We start from the raw sequence: 21,736 nt of genomic DNA, 5'->3' as shown, positions 1-21,736 counted from the left end.
CCGCGCGCGGCTCCGCGCCGCGCGCGGACGTCCAGGCGTGGCCAGATCCGGCTGGCCGCCGTTGGCCCGACCGACCTGGCGATTCGATCCGGCCACCTGCGGCACGTGTTCTCGATGGGTGATCCCGCGATCCTCGGCTTCTGTTTTCTCAGTCGAACTACTCGAACCGGTTCGTCGCACACACATGCCGTTGCGACGTGGTTTCCAACTCGTTAAGATGACGTCTGAATCGAATCGGTTCGACAACGTCTTTCGTGTGGCGAGCCGGGCGGCCTGTTCCCGCTGTCAAAGGAGACGCAAGTGGGCACACATCGACGATGGTGGCTGGCCGTGCTGGGCGACGGAGCGCCGGTGGCGCTCACCTTCCACTTCTGGAGCGGCGCCAGCTTGACCAAGTCGGGAACCTCGATGACCGGCTTCTCGTCCTGACCACATCGGCGGCCAGGTCCCGGCCACCCCTTCTCCCGGATGACCGTTCGACGCCGAGGTCAGCGTGATGACGGGGACTGGCACGGGCGGCCGGCGGTATCCGTGATGCACAACGGGAGTTGGCGCCCACGCGCCTGTCACGCTCACCGACTCCTGGACGACCGCCGGCTTTCCGCTGGGACGTGCGGGCGCTCGACCTCGATGGGCGGGGTGAGCGTGCTGTGGTGAGGAGTTCCCTGATGATCGCGCCTGACCGTCAGCCGACGTTGGCTGACGTGGCCCGGTGGGCCGGGGTTTCCGTGGCGACGGCGTCACGGGTGCTCAACCGGTCGGCACCGGTGAACCAGGACACCGCGGCCCGAGTTGAGCGGGCCGTGGCCGAACTGGGCTACGTGCGGCAGCGGTCACCGCACCTCGCGCGTAGGCACAGCGGCGCGGTGTCCGTGGTCGTGTTCGACGACATGCTGCGATACCAGCGGGACTTCTTCTACAGCCGGCTGCTGGTCGGAGCCGAGCGCGCCGTGCTGCGGGCCGGCCGTGAACTGGTCGTGTCGACGGCGCTGCGCAACGCGCCTCGGGACACGCTGCTGCGCTACCTCTGCGGCGGCCACGTCGATGGCGTCGTGATGGTGGGGATGCGGTCCGACGGAGCGCCGGCACGGGTGGTGCGGGAGGCCGGGGTGCCGGTCATCTGCGTCGGCCGGCCCGCGACTTCCGGACTGTCCTATGTGGATGCGGACAACACGGGTGGGGCATGGCAGGCCGTGTCGCACCTGATCTCGTTGGGTCGCCAGGTGATCGCCACGATAGCCGGGCCGAGCAACATGGTCGCTGCGGACGACCGGCTGGCCGGCTATCGCAGTGCGCTGGCGGAGGGAGGCCTGGCGCCGGCCGGGATCGTCTGCCGTGGGGACTTCACCGTCGACTCGGGCGAGCACGCCATGTTGCGGTTGCTGGATCGGCATCCGGCCCTCGACGCCGTGTTCGCGGCCTCGGACCTGATGGCCGTCGGCGCGTTGCGGGGACTGCGCCGGTCGGGCGTGCGGGTGCCGGACCAGGTGGCCGTCGTCGGGTTCGACGACGCCACGCTGGCCGGGCACACGATGCCGCGACTGACCACGGTCCGACAGCCGGTCGAGGAGATGGGCGCGCGGTCGGTCACCGAGCTGCTCGTCGCCGACGAGACCTGCCGGACGATCGTCCTGCCCACCAGCCTGGTGCTGCGCGAGTCGGCCTGAGGTAGCGACGGGTCAGCGGAGCATGAAGTCCTGGTTGCTGCCGGGTGCGTTCTTGCACGGCCACTGGTCGAGCTGCTGGCCGAGGTTGCTGCCGGCGCCGTACACGTCGAGGCACAGGCCGCTGCCCTGGTTGCGGAACTCGTAGGAGCCGTCGGACTGTTGCACCGGCTGCCACAGGCTGGCGGCGGCGGTGTTCGGTGCGCCCTGGACGATGTCGGGGGTGCCCTGGGCGGTGGAGCCGCCCGCGACCGTCACGTCCTGACCGGAGTGCTGCGCCCTGAGCTCGCCGTAGCCGCCGGTGGCGGCCACGAACTGGAACTGCTGGTTGGTCTGCCCGTTGCAGGTCCACTGGTCGATCACCGCGCCGGCGTTCGAGCTGGCGCCGGACACGTCCAGGCAGAGGTTGTTGTTGGCGACCACGAGCTGGTGGTTGCCGCTGGGAAACCCGCCGCCACCTGACGACGCGGGTGTCAGGTAGATGGCGAACGCGTCGTGCGAGGCCTGGAAGTTGACCGGCACGGTGATGGACCCGGCCGCGGCGCTGACGTTCTGGTTGTAGACCACCTGCGGCGCGGACAGCGGGGCCTGGTCCGGAATGCGCTGGACGGTGACGTTGACGGCGCCGTTGTTGGCCAGCCACGGCACTGCGGACAGGCCACTGAACGTCACCGGCGACGAACCGGTGACCCCGTTCGAGTCCCCGATGATCGCGACCACGCGCTTGGCGGTGGCGTCCTCGGCAGCCGAGATCGCCGTCGAGCCGACCTGCCCCGAGGTGTTCACCAGGGTACCGGTCATGTCGGCGTAGTCGCGCAACGTCCACCAGTTGCCGGTCGGCTGCCACGTCCCGCCGCTCTGGGTGAGGACCCCGGTCAGGTTCGGGGTGATGCAGCAGACCCAGTTGCCGCGCATGGCGTTGGTGTAGCCGGACTGGGCGAAGCGGGCCAGGTACCACGCGGTCACGCCGGCGGTCTGTCGGTCGGCCGGCTGGTACTCGTTGGCGGATAGCGGCACCCGGCCGATTCCCGCCGAGGTCAGGGCGTTGTTGAGCGACTGCGAGACCGTGACCGGGTCGTCGACGTCGCCCTCGTCGTGGTTGGTGATCATGTCCGGCACCGTGCCGGCCGCCTTCACGTGGGACAGCCAGGTCTGCCACTGGGCGGCCCGGGCCTGTGGGGTGAACGCGAACGACGGGCCGACGATCTGCGTGCCGGGCGCGATCCGCCGGATCTCCCGGTAGGCGGTGTCCCACATCTGGAAGTACTGGGTGCTGTTCACGCCCCGGGTCCAGAACACCGAGATGTCCGGCTCGTTGTCGATGTCGTAGGCGAACCTCAGCCCCGATGCCTGCAACGCGCCGACCGTGGCGTCGATGAAGCTGACCCAGTTCGAGCAGTTGCCGTTGTCGCACGGGTAGCTGGTGTTCGAGGGCTGGCCGCCGTTGAGGCCGTAGATGTCCGTGAGCAGCGCCTGGTACTGGGCGTGGTACGGCGGCTGGGTGAGCCGTCTGGCCTGCATGATCATCGAGTTGAGGTCGGCCTGGGTGGCGGAGCCGAACTGGTAGCCGTCCTTGATCCAGCCGCCGGAGAACCAGCCGCCGCCGCGGAAGGCGTTGATGCCCAGCGGCTGGAGGAACTGGTCCACCGGCTGGGTGCCGTCGGAGGTGATGCCGTAGAGGAAACCCTCGCCGACCCCGGTCGACGGTCCCCGGGTCGAGGCGAGGTCCACGCTCAACGACGCGGTCACGGCCGCATGGCCGGGCACGGGTGCCAGCAGTGGAATGGCCAGCGCCAGGGCCGCGGCGACAGCCGGCAGCGCTCGGCCTGGCCCGGTTCTCGTTCTCATCGGCTCCTCCTGCGTTGCCGCGCCACGGTGTCGCGGCGCCGTGCTGTGTAGAACTCGTGAAGCGAACGGGGAACGGAGTCTGCGGAAACGACGTCGGGGCTGCCCGACCCGGCTGGTTTCCGCTCCCGAGACCGTCGAACGAACGGGGTCGAACCGGTTCGACCCGCGGTAGGAAGGGATGCTAGGACCCGGATGCGAGAGCGGTCAACGGCACGTTCCCGTCCGTGCCGACACCTGCGAGTCCCGCCTGGGCCGGTGCGTGAAAGTTTCACCGGAGCGGACCGGCGACGAGCATGCCCACAGCTGTGGTGACACGTGCCGACCGCCGCCGCATACCAGGTGCGCCTTGACACGAACGGCGGCCGGGAGTTACTTCGCATAGGTGTGCCGGAGGAACGCCGGCGACACCGACACCGACACCGGCGTCCGGTGAGGACTGTGCCTCGGATGACCGACTACCTTTCCGCGAAAGGAAATCCCGAAATGGGGACTCCCAACCGGCTGCTGCGGCGCATGGTGGTCGCGCTCGGCGTCGTCACCCTCGTCACGGGCGGCGTCGCGGGTATCGGCGCCGCGCCGGCACAGGCCGCCACGTCGATCACGATCAACGGCGCCTCGGGCGGGCGCACGTTCGACGGCGTCGGCGCGATCAGCGGCGGAGGCGGCAACTCGCGGCTGCTCATCGACTATCCCGAGCCCCAGCGCAGCCAGATCCTGGACTCCCTGTTCAAGCCGGGCTACGGCGCCGCGGTCCAGATGCTCAAGATCGAGATCGGCGGCGACACCAACTCCACCTCCGGCGCCGAGCCGAGCATCGAGCACACCCGCGGCGCCGTCAACTGCGACGTCGGCTACGAGTTCTGGCTGGCGCAGCAGGCCAGGGCCCGCAATCCCGGCATCAAGCTCTACGGGCTGGCCTGGGGGGCGCCCGGCTGGATCGGCGGCGGCAACTTCTGGTCCACCGACATGGTCAACTACCTGGTCTCGTGGCTGGGGTGCGCCAGGCAGCACAACCTGAGCATCGACTACCTCGGCGGCTGGAACGAACGCGGCTACAACGTCGGCTGGTACGAGAACCTGCGCGCCACACTCAACTCCAGCGGCTACTCCGCGGTGACCATCGTCGGCGCCGACTCGGACTGGTCCATCGCGGGCGACGTCAACGCCAACCCCGCCTTCTCCTCCGCCATCGGCGTCATCGGCGCGCACTACCCGTGTGGCTACCGCTCCGCCCAGAGCAGCTGCGGCGTGCCCGCGGCCGCCACGTCCTCCGGCAAGACGTTGTGGGCCAGCGAGAACGGCTCGGACGACTACAACTCCGGCGCACAGGCGATGGCCCGCGGCATCAACCGCGGTTACCTCGACGGAAAGATGACCGCGTACCTGAACTGGCCGATCGTCGCCGCGATCACGCCGAACCTGCCGTATCCCACCATGGGTCTCGCGCTGGCCTCACAGCCGTGGTCGGGCCACTACTCGATCGGCAAGAACGCCTGGGTGGAGGCGCAGACGACCCAGTTCACCGCACCCGGCTGGCACTACCTCGACAGCTCCAGCGGCTATCTCGGCGGCAACCGGAACAACGGCAGCTACGTCACGCTGAAGTCCACGAACAACACCGACTACAGCGCGATCATCGAAACCGTGGACGCGGGCGGCGCGCAGACGGTGAACTTCGCCGTCACCGGCGGACTGTCCACCGGCCCGGTGCACGTGTGGTCCACCAACCTGAGCTCCAACAACCAGGCGGACTACTTTGTGCACGAGTCCGACATCACCCCGTCCGGCGGCAACTACAGCCTGACCCTGCAACCCGGCCGCGTGTACACCGTGACCACCACGACGGGGCAGGGCAAGGGAGCCGCGGCGGCCCCCGGTCAAGCCGCCCTGGGCCTGCCCTACAGCGACTCCTTCGACAGCGACGCCACCGGTACCGAGGCCAAGTACCTGATGGACTGGCAGGGCGCCTTCGAGGTGGCCGGCTGTGGCGGCGGCCGCACGGGCCGGTGCGTGCGGCAGATGAGCGCGCAGAAGCCGATCACCTGGGACGCGTTGTCGGATCCGCACAGCCTGCTCGGCGAGCTGAGCTGGAACAACTACACCGTCTCCGCCGACGTGCTGCTCGAGAAGTCCGGCTACGCCGAGCTGATGGGCCGGGCCAGCAGCCAGGACTACTCCGGTGCCGGCGGGATCAACGCGTACCACCTGCGGGTCAGCGACACCGGGGCGTGGTCGATCCTGAGCACGAACACCGGGGCCAACGTCTCCACCCTGGCCAGCGGCAGCACGACCGCACTGGGCACCAACCAGTGGCACACCCTGGCACTCACCTTCGCCGGCAGCGCCATCACCGCCAGCATCGACGGCAGGACGGTCGGTTCGGCCAACGACCGCACCTGGGGCGCGGGCCAGGTCGGCTATGCGACCAGCCAGGGCGAGACGGCGCAGTTCGACAACCTGTCCATCACTGCGGGCAGCGGGGGCGGGACCGGCACGAGCGGCACGATCGTCGGGGCCGACTCCGGACGCTGCGTGGACGTGCCCGGCGCAAGCCAAACCGCCGGCACCCAGGTGGAGTTGTGGGACTGCAACGGCGGCGCCAACCAGCAGTGGACCGCGACCTCCGCTGGCGAGTTGCGCGTCTACGGCAGCGAATGCCTGGACGCCTCCGACCAGGGCACCAGCGCCGGCACCAAGGTCGACATCTGGTCGTGCACCGGCGCCGCGAACCAGAGGTGGAACCTCAACGCCGACGGCACGATCACCAGCGTCCAGTCGGGACTCTGCCTCGACGCCACCGGCGCGGGCACCGGCAACGGCACGCTGATCGAGCTGTGGACCTGCAACGGCGGCGGCAACCAGAGGTGGACGCGGAGCTAGGGCTGCGAACCCTGGTCGCGTTGGACAACGCCACCGACGAGGACCAAGTCCGCCCCCTCCGCGCCACACTCGGCTGGACACCGACCGATCAGGCCGACCGGCTCAACGAACGCCACCACCAGCGGCGCCTGGACACCGGCGTCGAACTCGCCCTCGACCGGGTTCGAGGAGGTGGTGGTCCAGGCCGTGGAAAACCTCCGCACCTCCTGCGCGTCAGCGGATCCCTTTCGTCCACTCGATGACCGCCCGGTGGTAGCCGGGCGCGTTCGGGGAGAAGTTGAGCGAGTGCCCGTAGCCGGGGACGACGTAGGCGCGCAGCCGGGCCTCGGGTGCGTAGAACGGCGCCTCCGACGTCCGCAGGGCTTCGTTCGAGGAGCAGTCCGCGCCGAGCGGCGGGCCGCAGAAGTCCACGTCGCCGCCGCCCATGACCAACATGACGGGCACGGTGATCTGTCGTGACACCGGGATGAGGGCGGTGATCAGCACGGTGTCCAGGGTCTCGCCCGCCGTGACGACGCCCTTGGTGGCCTCGTCGAAGGCGAGTGCGCCCGGCTCGGTCGCGCCCGGGGTGTGGAACGACGAGTACCGCGTGCCGGGGGCGGTGGTCAGGTAGCCGATGTCGAGGCCGTACCCGGTCAGCCGGGAGTCGAGCGCGGCCGGGATCAGCGTGGTGAACACGGGCACGGCGCCTGGCAGGTTGATCTGGTGGCTGAGCCCGGTGATCACCACGCCGTCCACGTCGCGGTAGGTGGCCGCCTCGGTCATGGTGATCGCCGAGCCGATCGAGTGGCCGACGAGCACCACCTTGCCGAACCGCGGTCGCAGCGACTGGATGACCGCGTGCACCGCCTGGGCCTGGGCGGACACGGTGACCAGTTCGCTCGGGGGTACGGAGCTGCGCCCGCTGCCGAGCCGGTCGACGGCGACGGTGGCGATGCCGGCCTGGTTCATGGCCTGGCGGTAGGACAGGGTCTGCGGGTCGTAGCCGATATCCCAGTACACGCTGTTGTACGTGCCTCCCGGCACCAGCACCTGGAGCGTCGTCGCGCCCGGCGGGACGCACAGCCTGCCGTACATCGACTCCGTCGTGAGGCCGATCCGCACCGGCACGTGCACGTCCTCGCACGTGATCTCCGCGGCGTCCGCCGCGCCGGGCGCGAGACAGACTCCGGCGGCGAGCAGCGCGGCGGCGCCGAACCTGCGGAAACGCAACCAACTCACGAAGAACATCCTCCAACTCGGTTTCGGGGAACCGCCGTCATCAGCATCCCTTTCGGGTAGGCGGCGGACGTGAACTCGACGCGAACGGGCTTGCCCGGCACGGGAACCAGTCGCCACCGCGCCGCGACGCTGGCCACGGCGACGACGATCTCGGTCTGGGCGAACAGGTTCCCCACGCACTGGCGTGCGCCCGCGCCGAACGGGACGAACGCGCCCCTGGGGATCGTCGCGGCGCGTTCTGGCGACCAGCGGTCGGGGTCGAAGCGGTAGGGGTCCTCGAACGACGCCGGGTCGTGGTGGAGGGCGTGCGGGCTGAAGATCACCTCGGCGCCCTCGGGCAGCACCGTGCCGCCCAGCTCGACCGGCGCCAGGGCTCGTCGCATCAGGAACCAGATCGGGTACATCCGCAGCACTTCGTTGACGACCTGCTTGACGTAGACCAGCTTTCCGACGTCGGCGAAGGTGGGTGCGCGGCCGTCCAGCACCTCGTCCACCTCGGCGTGGACGCGGGCCTCGACCTCCGGGTGCCGACCGAGCTCGTGGAATGTCCAGGCCAGTGCGAGCGCGGTGGTCTCGATGCCACCGACGAGCAGCGTCATGACCTCGTCGTGGACCTGCTGGTCCGACATGCCCGCGCCATCCGCGTCCCGGGCCAGCAACAGCATGGACAGCAGGTCACCGTGGTCGGTGCCGTCCACCCGCCGACCGCGTACGACGTCGAGCACGATCGCGCGCATGCGTCCGATGGCCTCGTCGAACTCGCGGTTGCCGCGCAGGGGCAGCCGCTCGGTGAACGACGGCGACAGTGCGCGGATCATGGCGTACCTGAGCACGATGAAGATGGACCGGCGAACCTCCTCGATCGCGCGCCTGCCCAACTCGGTGGAGAACAACGCCTGACCCACGATGGTGACCGCGAGCGCCTGCGTGTCCTCCTCGACCACACGCACCTGGCCGGCGCGCCACGTCGCGGTCAGCTCGGCCACCGCGCGCGCCATGGTCTCGGCATAACGGGCAATGCGATCCCGGTGGAAGGCGGGCTGCACCATCCGGCGCTGACGGCGATGGAACTCGCCGTTCGACGTGGCCAGACCATTACCGAAGATCGGTAGTACTTTGTCGAACAACACGCCTTTTCTGAACAGTGATCCTTTTGCGGTCAACAATTCGTGCACGAGCCGGGGATTGGTCACGAAGTAGGTACGCATCGTGCCGAGGTCGACCCGGACGACGTCGCCGTGCCGCCGCAGGCGCGCGGTGAATCTCCACCGCCCGCGAAGCATCGACAGGGTGTGGCCAAGCAGGGGTAGTCGACCCGGTGCCACCGGGACGGGCATATTCGCTCCTCGCCGAGTTGGAAGGATGACCACAATAGAAGTCGCCCCAGCGACTCGACAGTGCCCGATCGGGTGAACTACGGCCACGCTCCGGTGGTTCAATTGTGGCGGCCTGGGGGAGTGGTTACTCTAATGCCTCTCCTACCGACGAGGGGTTGTCCACAATGGCGCGACGGAATTGGATTCCGCCGAGCGTCGATGTCTCCGTTCCCAACATCGCGCGCATTTACGACTACCTGCTCGGCGGCGCCCACAACTTCGCCGTCGACCGCGAGCTGGCGACGCAGGTCGAACGCGTCCGGCCCGACTCGCGTTCCGTGGTACGGGTGAGCAGGTCGTTCCTTGCCCGGTGCGTCCGGTTCATGGTGGGGCAGGGCATTCGGCAGTTCCTCGACATCGGCTCGGGCATCCCGACCGTGGCCAACGTGCACGAGGTCGCCCAGGACGCCGCCCCGGAATGCCGGGTGCTGTACGTGGACAAGGACCCGATCGCGGTGGCGCACAGCGAGTTGATGCTGGCGAACAACGACCGCGCGAGGATCGTGCACGCGGACATGCACGATCCCGATTCGATCCTGGACCACCCGCAGACCCGCGCGTTGCTCGACTTCGACCGGCCCATCGGCCTGCTGGTACTGCTGATGCTGCACTGGCAGCCGGACGAGTCCGAGCCGTGGAAGGCGATGGCGCGCTACCGCGAGGCGCTGGCCCCCGGCAGCTACCTGGCGATCACCCACGTCTCCGCGGACAACCAGGATCTGACCCTGACCGAGGTGACGGATCTGATCAAGGCGAGCCGCAGTGCCGACCAGCTCACCGAGCGCTCGTACGAGCAGGTGCTGGACTTCTTCGGCGACTTCGAACTGGTCGAGCCGGGGCTGGTCGGGTGTCCTGCCTGGCGGCCTACCGGACCGGGCGACATGTCTGACGCCCCGGAGGCGAACACGCTGATCTATGGCGGTGTCGCCAGGAAACATGACGTCTCTCGTCCATCTTCCGACCAGTAGGCCGCGGGACTCGTCCGATGTCGCAGCCTGGCCACAGATTCGGCTCCCGGTCGGCCTCCCAGGACGCCGCACAGTCCCGGGAACTCCTCGCCCGCACCTGGACATACCAGTTGAGCGGCGTCGCGCTGGTTCCGCTGACCGCCGAGGAAGTGGGCCGGGAACTGCGTGACCAGCTCGACGTGCTGTGCTCGATCCTGCCCCGCGACCCGTTCGACGCCACGGCGGTCGAGCAGGTCGGCGAACACGTCGTCGCGATGGGCTATGTCGGCGAGGACGGTTTGCGCCGCACCGTCGAGGTTCTCGGCAAAGGACTTCTGGCGCTGCCCGAGTTCCAGCCGGCCGGCGCGCACGCGGAACGGATCGCGCTCGGGATCGGCGCGCTGGCCACCGGTTTTCTCACCGCGAACCGGCGGATCGTGTTCGAGCAGCAGGAACAGGTGAACCTGGCGCTGCTCAAGGCCGTGCGCGACGCCAGGTGGAACGTCAGGGAGAGCGAGGCGCGGTTCGACGAGGTGGTCACGTCGTCCGCGAGCGGCATCATGATCGTCGGCCTGGACGGGCGGCTCGTTCGGTCCAACGGCGCGATCGGCGACATCCTCGGCTACACCGCCGACGAGCTGACCGGCGTGAACCTGTTCGACCTCGTCCACCCCGACACGGTCGAGATGCTGCGCGAGGCGATGCGGGCCGTGGTCGAGGGCGGGCGGGAACGCGTCCGGCAGTCGCAGCGGTTGCTGCGCAAGGACGGCGACGTCGCACGGATCTCACTGACCGCGTCACTGCTGCGCGACCCGGACGGTGCGCCGAACCACTTCGTCTCGGTCGTCGAGGACGGCACCGAGCTGATGCTGCTGCAGAGCGAACTGAGCCGGCAGGCGCTGCACGACGTGCTTACCGGCCTGCCGAACCGCCAGTTCTTCAGCACGCACCTGGAGTGCGCGGTGCGCCAGGCCGATCCGGTGCACGGCGTGACACTGCTGCACCTCGACCTCGACGCGTTCGGCATGGTCTGCAACAGCCTCGGGCGTGGCGCGGGCGAGCGGTTGCTGGTCCACGCGGCGCAGCGGCTGAAGTCCGTGCTGGCGCGGGAGAAGGCGATGATCGCCCGGTTCGACGGCGACGAGTTCGGTATCCTCGTGGAGAACACCGCGACCACACCGGACATCGCCACGATCGCGGCCGCCATCAACAAGGTGCTCGCCGAACCCGTGTACGTCGACGGGCACGGCCTGGCCGTGTCGACGTCGATCGGGGCAGTGCACGACGTGTCGGGCAACACCGACCCGGCCGAGCTGCTGCGGGCGGCCGGCCAGGCGTTGCGGCGGGCCAAGTCGAAGGGGCGCGGGCAGTGGGAACTGTTCGACCCGAACGAGGACTCGGCGGACCGGGCGGCGCAGGCGCTGGCCGTCGCCATGCCGGGCGCCTGGGAGCAGGGCGAGATCACGGTCCGCTACCGCCCCGTGGTGCGGCTGGCGGACGGCGGCCTCGCGGGCGTGGAGGCGGTGCTGCACTGGGAACGTCCGGAGGCGCCCGTCTCGCATGAACGGTGCGTGGAGTTGGCCGAGAAGACCGGCCTCATCCTCGGCTTGGGCGAGTGGCTGCTCGGCATCGCGGGCGGTCAGGTCACGTGGTGGCAGCGCAACGGCTTCACGTCGCCGTTGACAGTCACGCTGACCGCGCACCAGGCGTGCGACGCGGACCTCGTCTCCAGGGTGGTGCGGGTCCTGGACAGTACCCGCCTGCCGGCGAGCAGGGTGGTCGCCAGCATGCCGGTGGACGTGGTACGGGTGCCCGAGGCGGCGGACAACCTGGGCGTGCTGGCCGAGATGGGCGTGCGGACGGCACTGCACGACTTCGGCCTGGGCCCGGATGACCTCGCCGCCGCACAGGACCACTCGGTCCACTCGATCCGCGTGGCCGAGCGCCTGGTGGACCAGCAGACCAGGACGCAAGCCGACTACGTCGCCGCCCTGCTGCCCGCGTTGCGGGCAACCGGCGCCGTCATCGTCGTCAACGACATCAACACGGCGGAGCAGGCGAGGTGGTGGCGGGAAGCGGGCGCGGACCTGGCCACCGGCCCGCACTTCGGGCCCCACCACTGCGCGGCCACGTTCCAGTCGACGTTCATCTCATAGCCACTCCGCGCCGCCTGACCATCCCGCGGCGATCGCGGCCTCCGCCGAAAGGGGCCTCGAGCGCGCGAAGGCGACCTGGATGGTGGACGAGCCGGTGCCGCCCGGGCTCGGCGCCGAGTTGCACCGCGTCAGGCCTGTTCCCACGCGCACCCTGCGCGTCTCCGGTTTCCCAGTGGACACCGAGTCCGGGCTCTGGATCGAGGCGACGGTGGCCGACGGCGGCGGCGAGCGGTGCCAGTTCGTCGGCACGCGGATCACCGCCGGCTTCTCCGGTGCGCCGGTGCTCGACGAGACCGGGCGGCCGGTGGGCATCGTGGTGGCCGGGGCGCCCCAGGACCGCGACACCGCCTGGCTGGTTCCGACGGACACGATCACGCGACACCTGCCGCAGGTCGCGCGCTGGGTCGGCCCGCAACCAACGGTCGCCGAACAACTCAGCCGCCGCGTGTCCTATGACACGCCCGGGGGCCGGCTCCCCGAGTACGTGGAGCGGACCGCCGAGAACACGCGCCTGCGCGATCCAACCGTGCCGGAGCGAGCACGGTTCTGCCCACTGCACCGGCGTGGTGTGCTGCACGGCGACATCAAGCCCGAGAACGTGATCCAGACCGGGAACCGGGTCACGTTGATCGACCTCGAGGCCGCGCGGCTCATCGGCGACCGGTCCGGTCCGGTGATCGGCACCAGGAGCAACCGGGTGAGCCGCGCCGAGCTGGAGACGCACGGGCCCACCGTGCGCTGACCTCCACGCCGTCGGGCGGACCCTTCAGCAGCTCCTGTCGGTCGCCGACACCTCCGATTCAGTGCCCGCCTCGGCGAGCTGTCACCTTCCGGTAGCTGATGCGCCATCCCTGTGCATCCCGTCGGAGCACGTCTTCATATACCGCCGATCCGCTTGTTCCGTCGCCTGCGACCGCCAGCGCTTTCGAGCGCGCCCTCACCCTCCCGCCATCGTGACTGACGATGACGGTATTGGTGACGTGATGCCCCAGCGGCTGGGCCGCGTCATCCCGGTTACCGCGCACCAAATCCTGCATAGCCTGCATTCCATGCAGCGTGCCATACCCGTAGTCCGTCACATCGAACACGACATCGTCGGTGAACACCTCTCCGAGTCGATCCCAATCCCGATCGTCCACCACATGCCCGTGCAAGGCGATCACCTCGTGGATCGCGACCCGGTCCTCGACGGTGATATTCAGCATCGGCCAGCTCTCCACTTCATCGGGCCAGCTCGGCAAGGAGATCGACAGTGCGGTCCTGTTCGTCGGCAGTTCCGTAGGGCGCGGCCATGAATTCAGTGACCCCGGCATCGCGGAACTGCGTGAGTGCCTGCGCCACTTCGGTTTCGGTACCGACGATCGCGACGTCCTGCGGTCCGGCCGCTCCTTCCCGGTCGAGCGTCGCGCGGTACTCCGGCACCTGTGCGGCGAGCGCGAACTGCTCGGCGATCCGGGCACGCACATCCTCGGCGGTGTCGGTGACGCACACGGGCAGCCCCGCGACGACTCGCGGGGCCGGTCGTCCAGCGCTGGCCGCCGCCTTGTTGATCGCCGGGACGATGTGTTCGCCGAGGGCCTTCGGTCCCGTCATCCAAGTCGCGGCCCCGTCGGCGAGTTCTCCCGCCACGCGCACCATGCGTGGCCCCATCGCCGCGACGAGCACCGACGGCGCCGGCACGCCACCGGAGACGCTCACCGCCCCTGCGGCGGTAAGCGTCTCTCCGCGGTAATCGACGCTGTCCCCGCGCAGCAGCGGGCCGAGCACGGTCAGATATTCGCGCATGCGCAGCACGGGCCGGTCGGTGGGAAGTCCGAACATCCCCGACACCATCGCGTCGATACCCGCACCCGCGCCCAGCGTCAGACGTCCCGCCACCGCGGCCTGCACCGTCAGCGCCTGCGCGGCCAGCACCAGCGGGTGTCGCTGCGGAACGGGAACCACTGCCGTCCCCACGGCGATGTCGGCGACCGCGGTACCGGCCACCGCGATGGTGGTCAGCGCATCCCAACCCAGTGCCTGACTCGTCCATGCCGTGGCGAATCCCGCCCCAGCCGCCACCCGCACCTGGTCTAGGACCGTGGCCAGCGTCGCGGGACCACGCACGTCACCGACCGCCAAGCCGATCTGCATTCTTCGTCTCCTCGCATCCGGCAACACGCAACATTAAATGGGGCGGGTACCCCAGTTGTGGTCCGGTACGATACGGGGGAGTCACCCCACTTAGCAAGAAGGTGTCGGATGGGAGAAACCCGCAGCTCGCCCGGCAGGCGGCGGGCCGATGCGCGACGCAACCGCGACAAGCTGGTGGCCGCGGCAGGTGCGGTGATCGCCGAGGCCGGAGCCGAGGCGTCCCTGGAAGAAATCGCCCGCCGCGCCGGGGTCGGATCGGCCACCCTGCATCGACACTTCGGCAGCCGCGCGGAACTGCTGGAAGCGGTGCTGCACGATCGCGTGCAGGCGTTGTGCGCGCGGGCAGAGGACTTGCTGGCTGAGCCGAGTGCAGGGACGGCATTGGTGACCTGGCTGCACGACGTGGTGGCGCATGCGGCCACCGCCCGGGGGCTTGGCCCGGCATTAACCGGATACGAATCCGATCCAGAGTTCTCGCCCCACACCATGATCCAGGACGCCGCCCAGCAACTCCTCGCTCGCGCCCATCGAGAGGGCTCGGTCGCCCCGACCGTCACCGTCGACGACGTCCTCCAACTCGCCAACGGCATATCCCTGGCAACCGAGTCGCTCCCTGACCCGGCAGAACGCGCCGACATGCTGATGGCTCTCGTCGCTGACGGACTCCTGCGCCGCGCCGCCAGCAAGTGACAGGCGTCGCCCGCCCAGGGGTCATCGCAGACGGAAATCGGCATGGCGGGATGTTGGCGCTTCCTATCATGTCCTTCTGGCTACGGTGATCGCCCGTCGGCGACAGCCCGACGAGACCGTCATCAGTGCGCCTCCGCGCATCATTCTGATCTGCGAGAGTCGGGGAATACCCCACGATCGAGATACCGCTACTTCACAGTCCAGGTCAGAGCCGGGATGTGAGGGCAGGCAGGGGTGGTTCAGCCGTTGCGGCGGGGGTCGGCGCTCCGCGACTGTGTGGCGGGCGCAACTCGGGTCGGGGGTCGAGCCGAACCGAAGGGTCCGCGCGATGGTCAGGCGCCTGCAGGCGTAGGACTGTCGCCGGTGGCGGTCTGGGCTGCGCGGCATGCGGCAGCGCGGATCTCGCGTGTCCTACTTCGCCGGCGAGGACGAGGCGGACGGCGGCGTGGTAGACGCCGAGGTGAGCGAGGTCGTGGTCGGACAGTCGGGGGGTGGTGTGGCGGGACAGCTCGCGGCGTCTTCCGGGGAGGCGTTGAAGAAGATTTGCTGCGGGCGTTGGTGGACATGCCCTCTCGTAGTTCGCGGGGGAGTTGGCCGAGGTGTTGGTGGGCAAGTCGGGTGCTGTGTTCGAGGAAGGCCAACGCGTAGAGGCGTTTGCCGAGCATGGTGTCGATGTGGAGGAAGTCCGCCGCGATGATGCTCTGGGCCGGGGCGGTGAGGAATTCGTGCCAGGTCGGACCGGCGCGGCGGGGTGCTGGGTCGATGCCTGCGGTGTGCAGGATCTGCCTGACCGTCGAGGCGGCGATCCGATGGCCGAGCCGGGCCAACTCGCCCTGGATGCGTCGGTGTCCCCACCGCGGCTTCTCCTCAGCGAGCCGCAGCACCAGCACCTTGATCGCAGCCTGGGTTGGAGGGCGTCCGGTGCGTCGCCGGACGGTGTAGTCCCACTTTCCCGCGATGAACCTGCGATGCCAGCCGAGCAGGGTGCCAGGCGCGACCGGGAAGACTTCTGCCCCACCGTGAGCGACGTACCAGCCTGGACAGGGCGGCCAACCAGAACCGATCTGCGGGCTCGTAGCGGATCGGGCTCGCGACTTGCCGACGAAACGTTGGAACCGCGCTCCAGGCCGACGCACGGAGCTTACCGTTGCAGTACTAGGCACGTCCCCGACTGGACGGCGCCGGGCGCGTTTCGCTTGCGCGCCGGGGTCGAGCTATCTTCCCGTCTTGATCACGGGCGGTTCCGATCGCGTGGTTCGGCCGTCGATCCGACCGGTGAGGATGATCCAAACGGCGACGGACGCGACCGGGATGGTCATCAGTGCGTTCTGGGTGCCCGGGTCGACATCCAGAGCCTGCCCGGTGAGTAGGGCGAGCACCATGTTGCCGCCTATGTGCGCGAGGCTCGACGTCCAGATGGTTCCGCTGCGCAGTCGCAGCCAGCTCAGGACTATTTCCCAGGACATCATGTATGCCGTCCACGACGCCAGGCCGAGCACGATCTCGGAAAACTCGGCGTAGCCCACGAACGCGAGCGGGTAGTGCCAGACCGACAGGACAATTCCGGTGCCGAGTGTCGCGGCGACCGGCCGGCCGGGGAACAGGCGCAGCCGTAGATAACTGGTCCAGCCGAACTCCTCGCCCCATGTGGCGGGCGCCATCAGGGGCTGGACCAGCATCAGCAGGGTGATGAGACCCCACTGTGCCGCTGTCGGCGCGACGGGTTGCCACAGACCGAGAACGGCTGCGATGGCCAGGGTTGTCCCGGTGAACACCAAGGGGCCGAGCCATGCCGCGAGGTACTGCGGCCACGCCTGCCGTAGACGCAGGCGCAGACCCGCGTCCGCGAAGCCTTCCCGAGTGACCCAGCGGCGCACGACGAACGCCGACATCGCCGGGGCGAACACGGCCGGGATCTGGGCCAGCGGGTTGGCCAGTGAGAATCCCAGTGACCACAGGCCGAACTCGCTGATCCACGCGATGGCGAACGTCAGGAGGAGGAACGCGGGAATGCCACGCGTTCTGGCCGAGACAGCTGTCATGGCCCCAACCAGACCACCGTGGACCCCGTGCTGGCACTACGCCTGCTGGGCCATCGGAGGGTGGTGCTAGGCATAGCCCCGGAACTACGGGCAGCACCATCGTGCCGTTCCGCCGCTGTTGTTAGCGTCTGCGGGCATGCTCACCGTGTGGTCGTGGCGACCGACGGCCTACCTGCTGAGTCTCCTGCCGGTGGCCGCAGTGGCGATGGTGCCGGTGATGACGCTGGGGTTGCCCGCGCTGCTGGCGATCATCGCGCCGATCTCGTTCGTGACGCGGCTCGTGTTCGTCGCTGTCGGTCTGGTGGTGTTGTTCGTCGGCTTGCCGTGGGTCGCGTTTCCGTTGGCGCGTGTGGAGCGCCGGCGCCTGGGACTTGTCGAACCCGGCTCCGGGCCCCGCCCGCGGACGTATGGGTATCGGGATCCGATGACGTGGCGGGAGGTCGGGTACACGGTGCTGCTGGTGACTCTCGGACCGCTCACGACATTGCCGGTGCTGTGCCTGGCCGTGTCGCCGTTGGTTTTCCTGGCCGTGCCGATCCTGGTCACCTCGGAGATCGGTCCCGTGGCGATGCCTTTCGACAGCCACGTAACGTTGGACGACTCGTTCTGGTACGTGCTCGCCGGGATCGTGCTGGCACCGGCCGTGCCCTATCTCGTGACACTGCTCGCGACCGGCCACGCCCTGGTGGCGCGGGCACTACTTCTAGGCGATGAGCGGATCGCGGAAGTGACGAGGTCGCGGGCGCGGCTGGTGAACGCGTTCGATGCGGAACGGCGGCGCATCGAGCGGGACCTGCACGACGGCGCGCAGGAGAAGCTGGTCAGCCTCACCCTGCGGCTGGGCATGGCCCGGTTGGACGTGCCTGCCGATTCTCCCGCGCACAAGGAAGTCGTGGCCGCACACGAGCAGGCCAAGAACCTCATGGCCGACCTACGGGAACTGGTCCAGGGCATCTACCCGAAGGTCCTCACCGACCGCGGGCTGGCCGCCGCGCTCGAGGGTCTCGCGGCGCGTAGCGGTATTGCGGTGACAGTGCACGCGCCCGTGCCCCGGCTGCCGCCACATGTGGAGTCCACGGCGTACTTCGTCGTGGCGGAGGCACTGACCAACATCGGCAGGCACAGCGGTGCGTCCACCGCGACCGTCGACGCCGCTGTGCGGAACGGCGTGCTGGTCGTCGCGGTGGCCGACGACGGCCGCGGCGGCGCGGTCCCCGGCAGCGGGCTGACCGGGCTCGCCGACCGGGTCGCCGTGCTCGCGGGCACCATGACGCTGTCCAGCCCGGCCGGCGGCCCGACCGTGTTACGAGTGGAGTTGCCATGCGAGTAGTGCTTGCCGAGGACGGGGTGCTGTTGCGGGAAGGGCTCGCCGGAATGCTCGACCGCTTCGGCCTCACCGTCGTCGCCTCCGTCAGCGACGCGTCGTCCCTGGTCGAGGCCGCGACCAGGGAACGACCTGACCTCGTGGTCACCGACATCCGCATGCCACCCGGCTACTCCAACGAAGGCCTGCAGGCGGCCGTGGCACTACGGCGCGACCGGCCGGAGCTGGCGGTGGTGGCGTTGAGCCAGTATGTCGAACGCGGCTACGCGGCCGACCTGCTCGACTCACACGGCGGCGTCGGCATCGGCTACCTGCTGAAGGACCGCGTCGTGGACGTGGCGGAGTTCGTCGAGGTGCTCCGCCGGGTGGCCGCGGGCGGAACCGCCATCGACCCGGAAGTGGTGCGGCACCTACTTGACCGCGATCCCCTCAACCACGGTCTACTGGACCGGCTTTCCGCACGCGAACGGGAAGTGCTGGCCCTGATCGCCGAAGGACACTCCAACGCCGCGATCGCACGGCACCTCACGATCACCGAGGGAGCCGTCGGCAAACACGTCGGCAACCTCCTCGCCAAACTCGACCTGTCCCCCGACGAGGACGTCAACCGCCGGGTACTCGCCGTCCTGACCTACCTGCGGAACCAATAGAACGATGGATTCGGACGGCATCATCGCCTGCAGGGCAGGCGACCCGGTGTCGATTGTTCGAACTCTGGCCGTCCAGAGTTCTGCCGCGCGTTCGCCGGCGCACGAAGAAACGTCTCGCGGGTGACCGTGGTGGTGGGTGTCGACGGGGCCAGGCGGGAGCACCAAAGGATGGGAATCCTCACATGCCGATGTGCGCGCACCTCGTACGACCATCGCGTCGTACAGCCTGGTGGTCCCCGGCGTCGTCTCGTCCTTCACGGCGCTGCCACCAGCGCCCGAGCTGGAGGCGGAGCTGTGATTCTGCCGCTACTGCTCCAGGAGAGCGGCGAGGTCGTCAGGGCCGAACCCGGCGTCCAGGAGCACCTGGCGGTCGTCTTCGGTGATCCAGCCCCACAACTGGGCGTGGACCGCGATCTCACGTTCACGCGGCTGCGGCAGATCGAAGCCGGCGAGTGGCGCATCGTCGGGGTGATGGAACAGGAACCGGCGGGCGCTGTTCACGGCAGGCGGCTGGAGAGCGGCCGAGGAGATCGTGCGACGCTTCGGGCTCGACCGGCTTCCCGGCCACGACGACGTGCCCTACCTGGACATCTGGCCCGACCGGTTGCGCGGCACCGGTATCGAGTGGGATTACCCCACCCGATGGCCGTTGCGTCCGGAAAATTCCTTGCCCGTCGCCGGGAACCGGCCGGCCATCGTCGAAGGGCTGCCGTACGAGCGGACCGTCTACGTCACCGCGGGTACGTCGCACAACACCCGACCCAGGGTGCTGGAAACCATGGTCACCGCGCTGCACGGCGAGGGCGTCAACGTCGTGGTCACCATCGGCGGCAACGGCGACCGCGCCCGCTTCGGGCCACAGCCGGACTACGTGCGCATCGAGCACTACGTGCCGCAGGAGCAGTTGCTGCCCCACGTAGATGCGGTCGTGTGCCATGCGGGCGCAGGCACCGTCCTGGGCGCCCTCGCCCACGGTGTTCCGTTGGTGATCTCGCCGCTGGCCACCGACCAGTTCGACATGGCTACTCAAGTCGCCGACGCGCATGCCGGCGTGCTCGCCGGCTCGGGTGCGCCGTCCTGGCACGGTATCCGGGACGCAGCTCGCTTGGTCCGCGCGAACCCGTCCTACCGTGAGTCGGCGGCCGCCGTCACCGCACAGGTCTTCGCGATGCCCCCACCCGCCGCCATCCTCGACCGGCTACAAGCGTTCGCGAACCGTTCCTGACGCACAAACCGGGAACACGTACGGACATGCCGCTGATCGAGCGCTTGCATCCGGTCATGCCGAGATGAGTGCGGCTGAAGGTGCCGATTCGCCGCTGGGGCCGTGGCTGGGGAGTTGATCAGCGATGGACTCGCCAAATCTGCCAGATTTCACGGGCGATCGAGTCGTAGCCTTCGGCTGGGCCCGCGATGCTGGCACCGAACCAACGGACGAATTCCTCGTGGATGATGCGTCGGAGGTCGTGCTCGGTGGCCGCCTCGGGTAGGCGCAGGGTGATCGTCTCTGCTTCGGGCCGGTATTCGTCGGTGTTGTGATCGAAGTTGATGCCGATCGGGTCGTGGCGAAAAAGAAGGTCTTCAATGCTTGCCACGAGACCTTCCTGACCGGTGAGTAGGTGCTGCCTTGTTTGCCGTGCTCGGGCGGCATCGTCCCGCACCGTGCGCCGCTGCGCCTCGACGGCCTGATCGGCACGTCGGCGCCTGAACCATCTCGTCACCGGGCGATGGTCTCAGGTCGGGGTCTGGTCGACACAGCGCTTACTCATACCTCCGCAACGTCTTACGAACGCACTCTTCCGATGTGCGGTTGTCTCAGCAGCTGACGATCTTCCGGCCCGAGCGACGCTCGATCTCCTTGAGTAGCAGTTCACTGCCGACCGTCAACGTTCCCAGCTTGCAGACGGCGATCATCGGTGAGCCCGGACTCCACAGACTATCCCTGAACTCGCGGCCTTCGCCGGAAGAGACGGTCGAGTTGACCAGGACGGCAGTGGCTTTCGGCAAGGCGGGGACCTGGAAAAGCAGGTGATCGTCCTTGACGACGATGTCGCTGACGTCGGTCCACGAAATGTCCACCTTGGACTTCTCGAACGTGATCGTGGTCCCCGCGGAACTCAGCACCATGATCCGTCGTGAATCATCTTTGCTGAACGCGAACAGAAGGGAGAGGAGTGCCATCAGCAGCGTGAATCCCGCGAGGGGCAGCGCCGTCAGGACGCCAGGCGTGTGGCTGCCTGCGAACATGGAAGCGCGAGCGGCCGGCGACACGATCATCGCCACTCCTGACCCGCCGAGGAACAGCCCTAACACTCCGACGAAGAGTTTGAAGCCGGCCTCGGAGCCACGGGGTTCCGAGACGAACTCGACCGCGTCCGACGCCCTCACCCCCAAGGGTCTGGTCGCACGAGACGACTCTGCCGTCTGACTGATGCGAGGGCGCGGCACCTGCCCGCTGCGTCGATAGATCGCGGTGACGCTCGGGGGCAGGAACCCACCTATCAGCATGCTCGTGACGATCAGCGGCATCTCCCGCAACGGCGTGCCGCCCCACAGAGCGGCGATCACCACGACCGCAACGCCCCCTCCGACGACCGCCAGAATCAGTGACCACCACAGGACCCCACGCCGCACCATGAGGTCATTCTCCCAATCCTCGACCGGCTCGCCACCTCTGACACGAACAGGCCAACGTCGACATCATCGGCCCCCCGGTGGCCGACGCACTCGCTAATCCCGGCGACATCCATTGTGCTGTCGGCGTCGTCCAGATTGTTATGTAGAGGTTGGTTTTGGGAAATTGTG

At 68.7% G+C, this 21,736-nt stretch carries 19 protein-coding genes and 2 pseudogenes; 10 read left to right on the top strand and 11 right to left on the bottom strand.

The window, feature by feature from the left end:
* The first annotated feature begins 300 nt into the window (after positions 1-300).
* Positions 301-429 carry a hypothetical protein gene (locus ACJ73U_RS36185; protein WP_407782264.1) on the top strand — a complete coding sequence of 43 codons (129 nt, stop codon included), beginning with the start codon at positions 301-303 and terminating at the stop codon, positions 427-429.
* 239 nt (positions 430-668) lie between these two features.
* Positions 669-1,667: a LacI family DNA-binding transcriptional regulator gene (locus tag ACJ73U_RS36180; protein WP_407782263.1), complete on the top strand. Its 999-nt coding sequence runs from the start codon at positions 669-671 to the stop codon at positions 1,665-1,667.
* Between the two features lie 12 nt (positions 1,668-1,679).
* Here the strand turns inward: ACJ73U_RS36180 and ACJ73U_RS36175 are convergent, their stop codons facing one another.
* Positions 1,680-3,512, bottom strand: a complete 1,833-nt coding sequence (locus tag ACJ73U_RS36175; protein ID WP_407782262.1) for an RICIN domain-containing protein — start codon at positions 3,510-3,512, stop codon at positions 1,680-1,682.
* A gap of 483 nt (positions 3,513-3,995) precedes the next feature.
* Between ACJ73U_RS36175 and ACJ73U_RS36170 the strand changes: the two genes are divergently transcribed.
* Positions 3,996-6,392, top strand: a complete 2,397-nt coding sequence (locus tag ACJ73U_RS36170; RefSeq protein ID WP_407782261.1) for a ricin-type beta-trefoil lectin domain protein — start codon at positions 3,996-3,998, stop codon at positions 6,390-6,392.
* A gap of 213 nt (positions 6,393-6,605) precedes the next feature.
* On the opposite strand, the gene ACJ73U_RS36165 is transcribed toward ACJ73U_RS36170, so the two are convergent.
* Both ACJ73U_RS36165 and ACJ73U_RS36160 read right to left on the bottom strand, forming a co-directional pair.
* Positions 6,606-7,613, bottom strand: coding sequence for an alpha/beta hydrolase (locus ACJ73U_RS36165; protein ID WP_407782260.1), 1,008 nt, complete (start codon positions 7,611-7,613; stop codon positions 6,606-6,608).
* Positions 7,610-8,950: a cytochrome P450 gene (locus tag ACJ73U_RS36160; RefSeq protein WP_407782259.1), complete on the bottom strand. Its 1,341-nt coding sequence runs from the start codon at positions 8,948-8,950 to the stop codon at positions 7,610-7,612. Before ACJ73U_RS36160 ends, ACJ73U_RS36165 begins: the two co-directional genes overlap by 4 nt.
* A gap of 164 nt (positions 8,951-9,114) precedes the next feature.
* Here ACJ73U_RS36160 and ACJ73U_RS36155 point away from each other — a divergent pair, with 164 nt between their 5' ends.
* The 3 genes from ACJ73U_RS36155 to ACJ73U_RS36145 all read left to right on the top strand — a co-directional run bounded on the left by ACJ73U_RS36155 (position 9,115) and on the right by ACJ73U_RS36145 (position 12,834).
* A complete protein-coding gene (locus tag ACJ73U_RS36155) occupies positions 9,115-9,957 on the top strand; it encodes an SAM-dependent methyltransferase (protein WP_407782258.1) in 843 nt (280 codons plus the stop codon).
* Between the two features lie 17 nt (positions 9,958-9,974).
* Complete coding sequence (locus ACJ73U_RS36150) at positions 9,975-12,092, top strand: putative bifunctional diguanylate cyclase/phosphodiesterase (RefSeq protein WP_407782257.1); 2,118 nt, start codon at positions 9,975-9,977, stop codon at positions 12,090-12,092.
* Between the two features lie 79 nt (positions 12,093-12,171).
* On the top strand, positions 12,172-12,834 hold the full coding sequence (locus tag ACJ73U_RS36145; RefSeq protein ID WP_407782256.1) for a phosphotransferase: 663 nt from the start codon (positions 12,172-12,174) through the stop codon (positions 12,832-12,834).
* A 58-nt stretch (positions 12,835-12,892) separates the two neighbouring features.
* Here ACJ73U_RS36145 and ACJ73U_RS36140 read toward each other — a convergent pair whose 3' ends face one another.
* Positions 12,893-13,297 carry a nuclear transport factor 2 family protein gene (locus ACJ73U_RS36140; RefSeq protein ID WP_407782255.1) on the bottom strand — a complete coding sequence of 135 codons (405 nt, stop codon included), beginning with the start codon at positions 13,295-13,297 and terminating at the stop codon, positions 12,893-12,895.
* 16 nt (positions 13,298-13,313) lie between these two features.
* Positions 13,314-14,225: a TIGR03564 family F420-dependent LLM class oxidoreductase gene (locus tag ACJ73U_RS36135; protein WP_407782254.1), complete on the bottom strand. Its 912-nt coding sequence runs from the start codon at positions 14,223-14,225 to the stop codon at positions 13,314-13,316.
* A 108-nt stretch (positions 14,226-14,333) separates the two neighbouring features.
* On the opposite strand from ACJ73U_RS36135, the gene ACJ73U_RS36130 reads away from it, so the two are divergent.
* A complete protein-coding gene (locus ACJ73U_RS36130) occupies positions 14,334-14,915 on the top strand; it encodes a TetR/AcrR family transcriptional regulator (RefSeq protein ID WP_407782253.1) in 582 nt (193 codons plus the stop codon).
* Positions 14,916-15,120: 205 nt separating this feature from the next.
* Here ACJ73U_RS36130 and ACJ73U_RS36125 read toward each other — a convergent pair.
* The 3 genes and pseudogenes from ACJ73U_RS36125 to ACJ73U_RS36115 all read right to left on the bottom strand — a co-directional run.
* Positions 15,121-15,529 (bottom strand): annotated as a pseudogene (locus ACJ73U_RS36125) (type VI secretion protein); the annotation flags it as partial.
* Positions 15,530-15,751: 222 nt separating this feature from the next.
* Positions 15,752-16,051, bottom strand: a pseudogene (locus tag ACJ73U_RS36120) (hypothetical protein); the annotation flags it as partial.
* A gap of 78 nt (positions 16,052-16,129) precedes the next feature.
* Positions 16,130-16,957, bottom strand: coding sequence for a type II CAAX prenyl endopeptidase Rce1 family protein (locus ACJ73U_RS36115; RefSeq protein ID WP_407782252.1), 828 nt, complete (start codon positions 16,955-16,957; stop codon positions 16,130-16,132).
* A gap of 136 nt (positions 16,958-17,093) precedes the next feature.
* Between ACJ73U_RS36115 and ACJ73U_RS36110 the strand changes: the two genes are divergently transcribed.
* Both ACJ73U_RS36110 and ACJ73U_RS36105 read left to right on the top strand, forming a co-directional pair.
* Positions 17,094-18,287: a sensor histidine kinase gene (locus ACJ73U_RS36110; RefSeq protein ID WP_407782251.1), complete on the top strand. Its 1,194-nt coding sequence runs from the start codon at positions 17,094-17,096 to the stop codon at positions 18,285-18,287.
* Positions 18,278-18,931 carry a response regulator gene (locus ACJ73U_RS36105; RefSeq protein ID WP_407782250.1) on the top strand — a complete coding sequence of 218 codons (654 nt, stop codon included), beginning with the start codon at positions 18,278-18,280 and terminating at the stop codon, positions 18,929-18,931. The genes ACJ73U_RS36110 and ACJ73U_RS36105 overlap by 10 nt, the downstream gene beginning before the upstream one ends.
* A 306-nt stretch (positions 18,932-19,237) precedes the next feature.
* Here ACJ73U_RS36105 and ACJ73U_RS36100 read toward each other — a convergent pair whose 3' ends face one another.
* A complete protein-coding gene (locus ACJ73U_RS36100; RefSeq protein WP_407782249.1) occupies positions 19,238-19,432 on the bottom strand; it encodes a hypothetical protein in 195 nt (64 codons plus the stop codon).
* A gap of 31 nt (positions 19,433-19,463) precedes the next feature.
* Here ACJ73U_RS36100 and ACJ73U_RS36095 point away from each other — a divergent pair, with 31 nt between their 5' ends.
* Positions 19,464-20,156 (top strand): glycosyltransferase, encoded by a 693-nt coding sequence (locus ACJ73U_RS36095; RefSeq protein WP_407782248.1) that lies wholly within the window; start codon positions 19,464-19,466, stop codon positions 20,154-20,156.
* 118 nt (positions 20,157-20,274) lie between these two features.
* Here ACJ73U_RS36095 and ACJ73U_RS36090 read toward each other — a convergent pair whose 3' ends face one another.
* Complete coding sequence (locus tag ACJ73U_RS36090; protein WP_407782247.1) at positions 20,275-20,652, bottom strand: hypothetical protein; 378 nt, start codon at positions 20,650-20,652, stop codon at positions 20,275-20,277.
* Positions 20,653-20,746: 94 nt separating this feature from the next.
* Complete coding sequence (locus ACJ73U_RS36085; RefSeq protein ID WP_407782246.1) at positions 20,747-21,568, bottom strand: hypothetical protein; 822 nt, start codon at positions 21,566-21,568, stop codon at positions 20,747-20,749.
* Between the last annotated feature and the right edge of the window lie 168 nt (positions 21,569-21,736).

The sequence above is a fragment of the Actinophytocola sp. genome, assembly GCF_045807065.1.
In the GTDB taxonomy this organism is placed as follows: domain Bacteria; phylum Actinomycetota; class Actinomycetes; order Mycobacteriales; family Pseudonocardiaceae; genus Actinophytocola.
The sequence above is the reverse complement of the archived record's forward strand: the minus strand, read 5'-3'. Positions and strand labels throughout refer to the sequence as shown.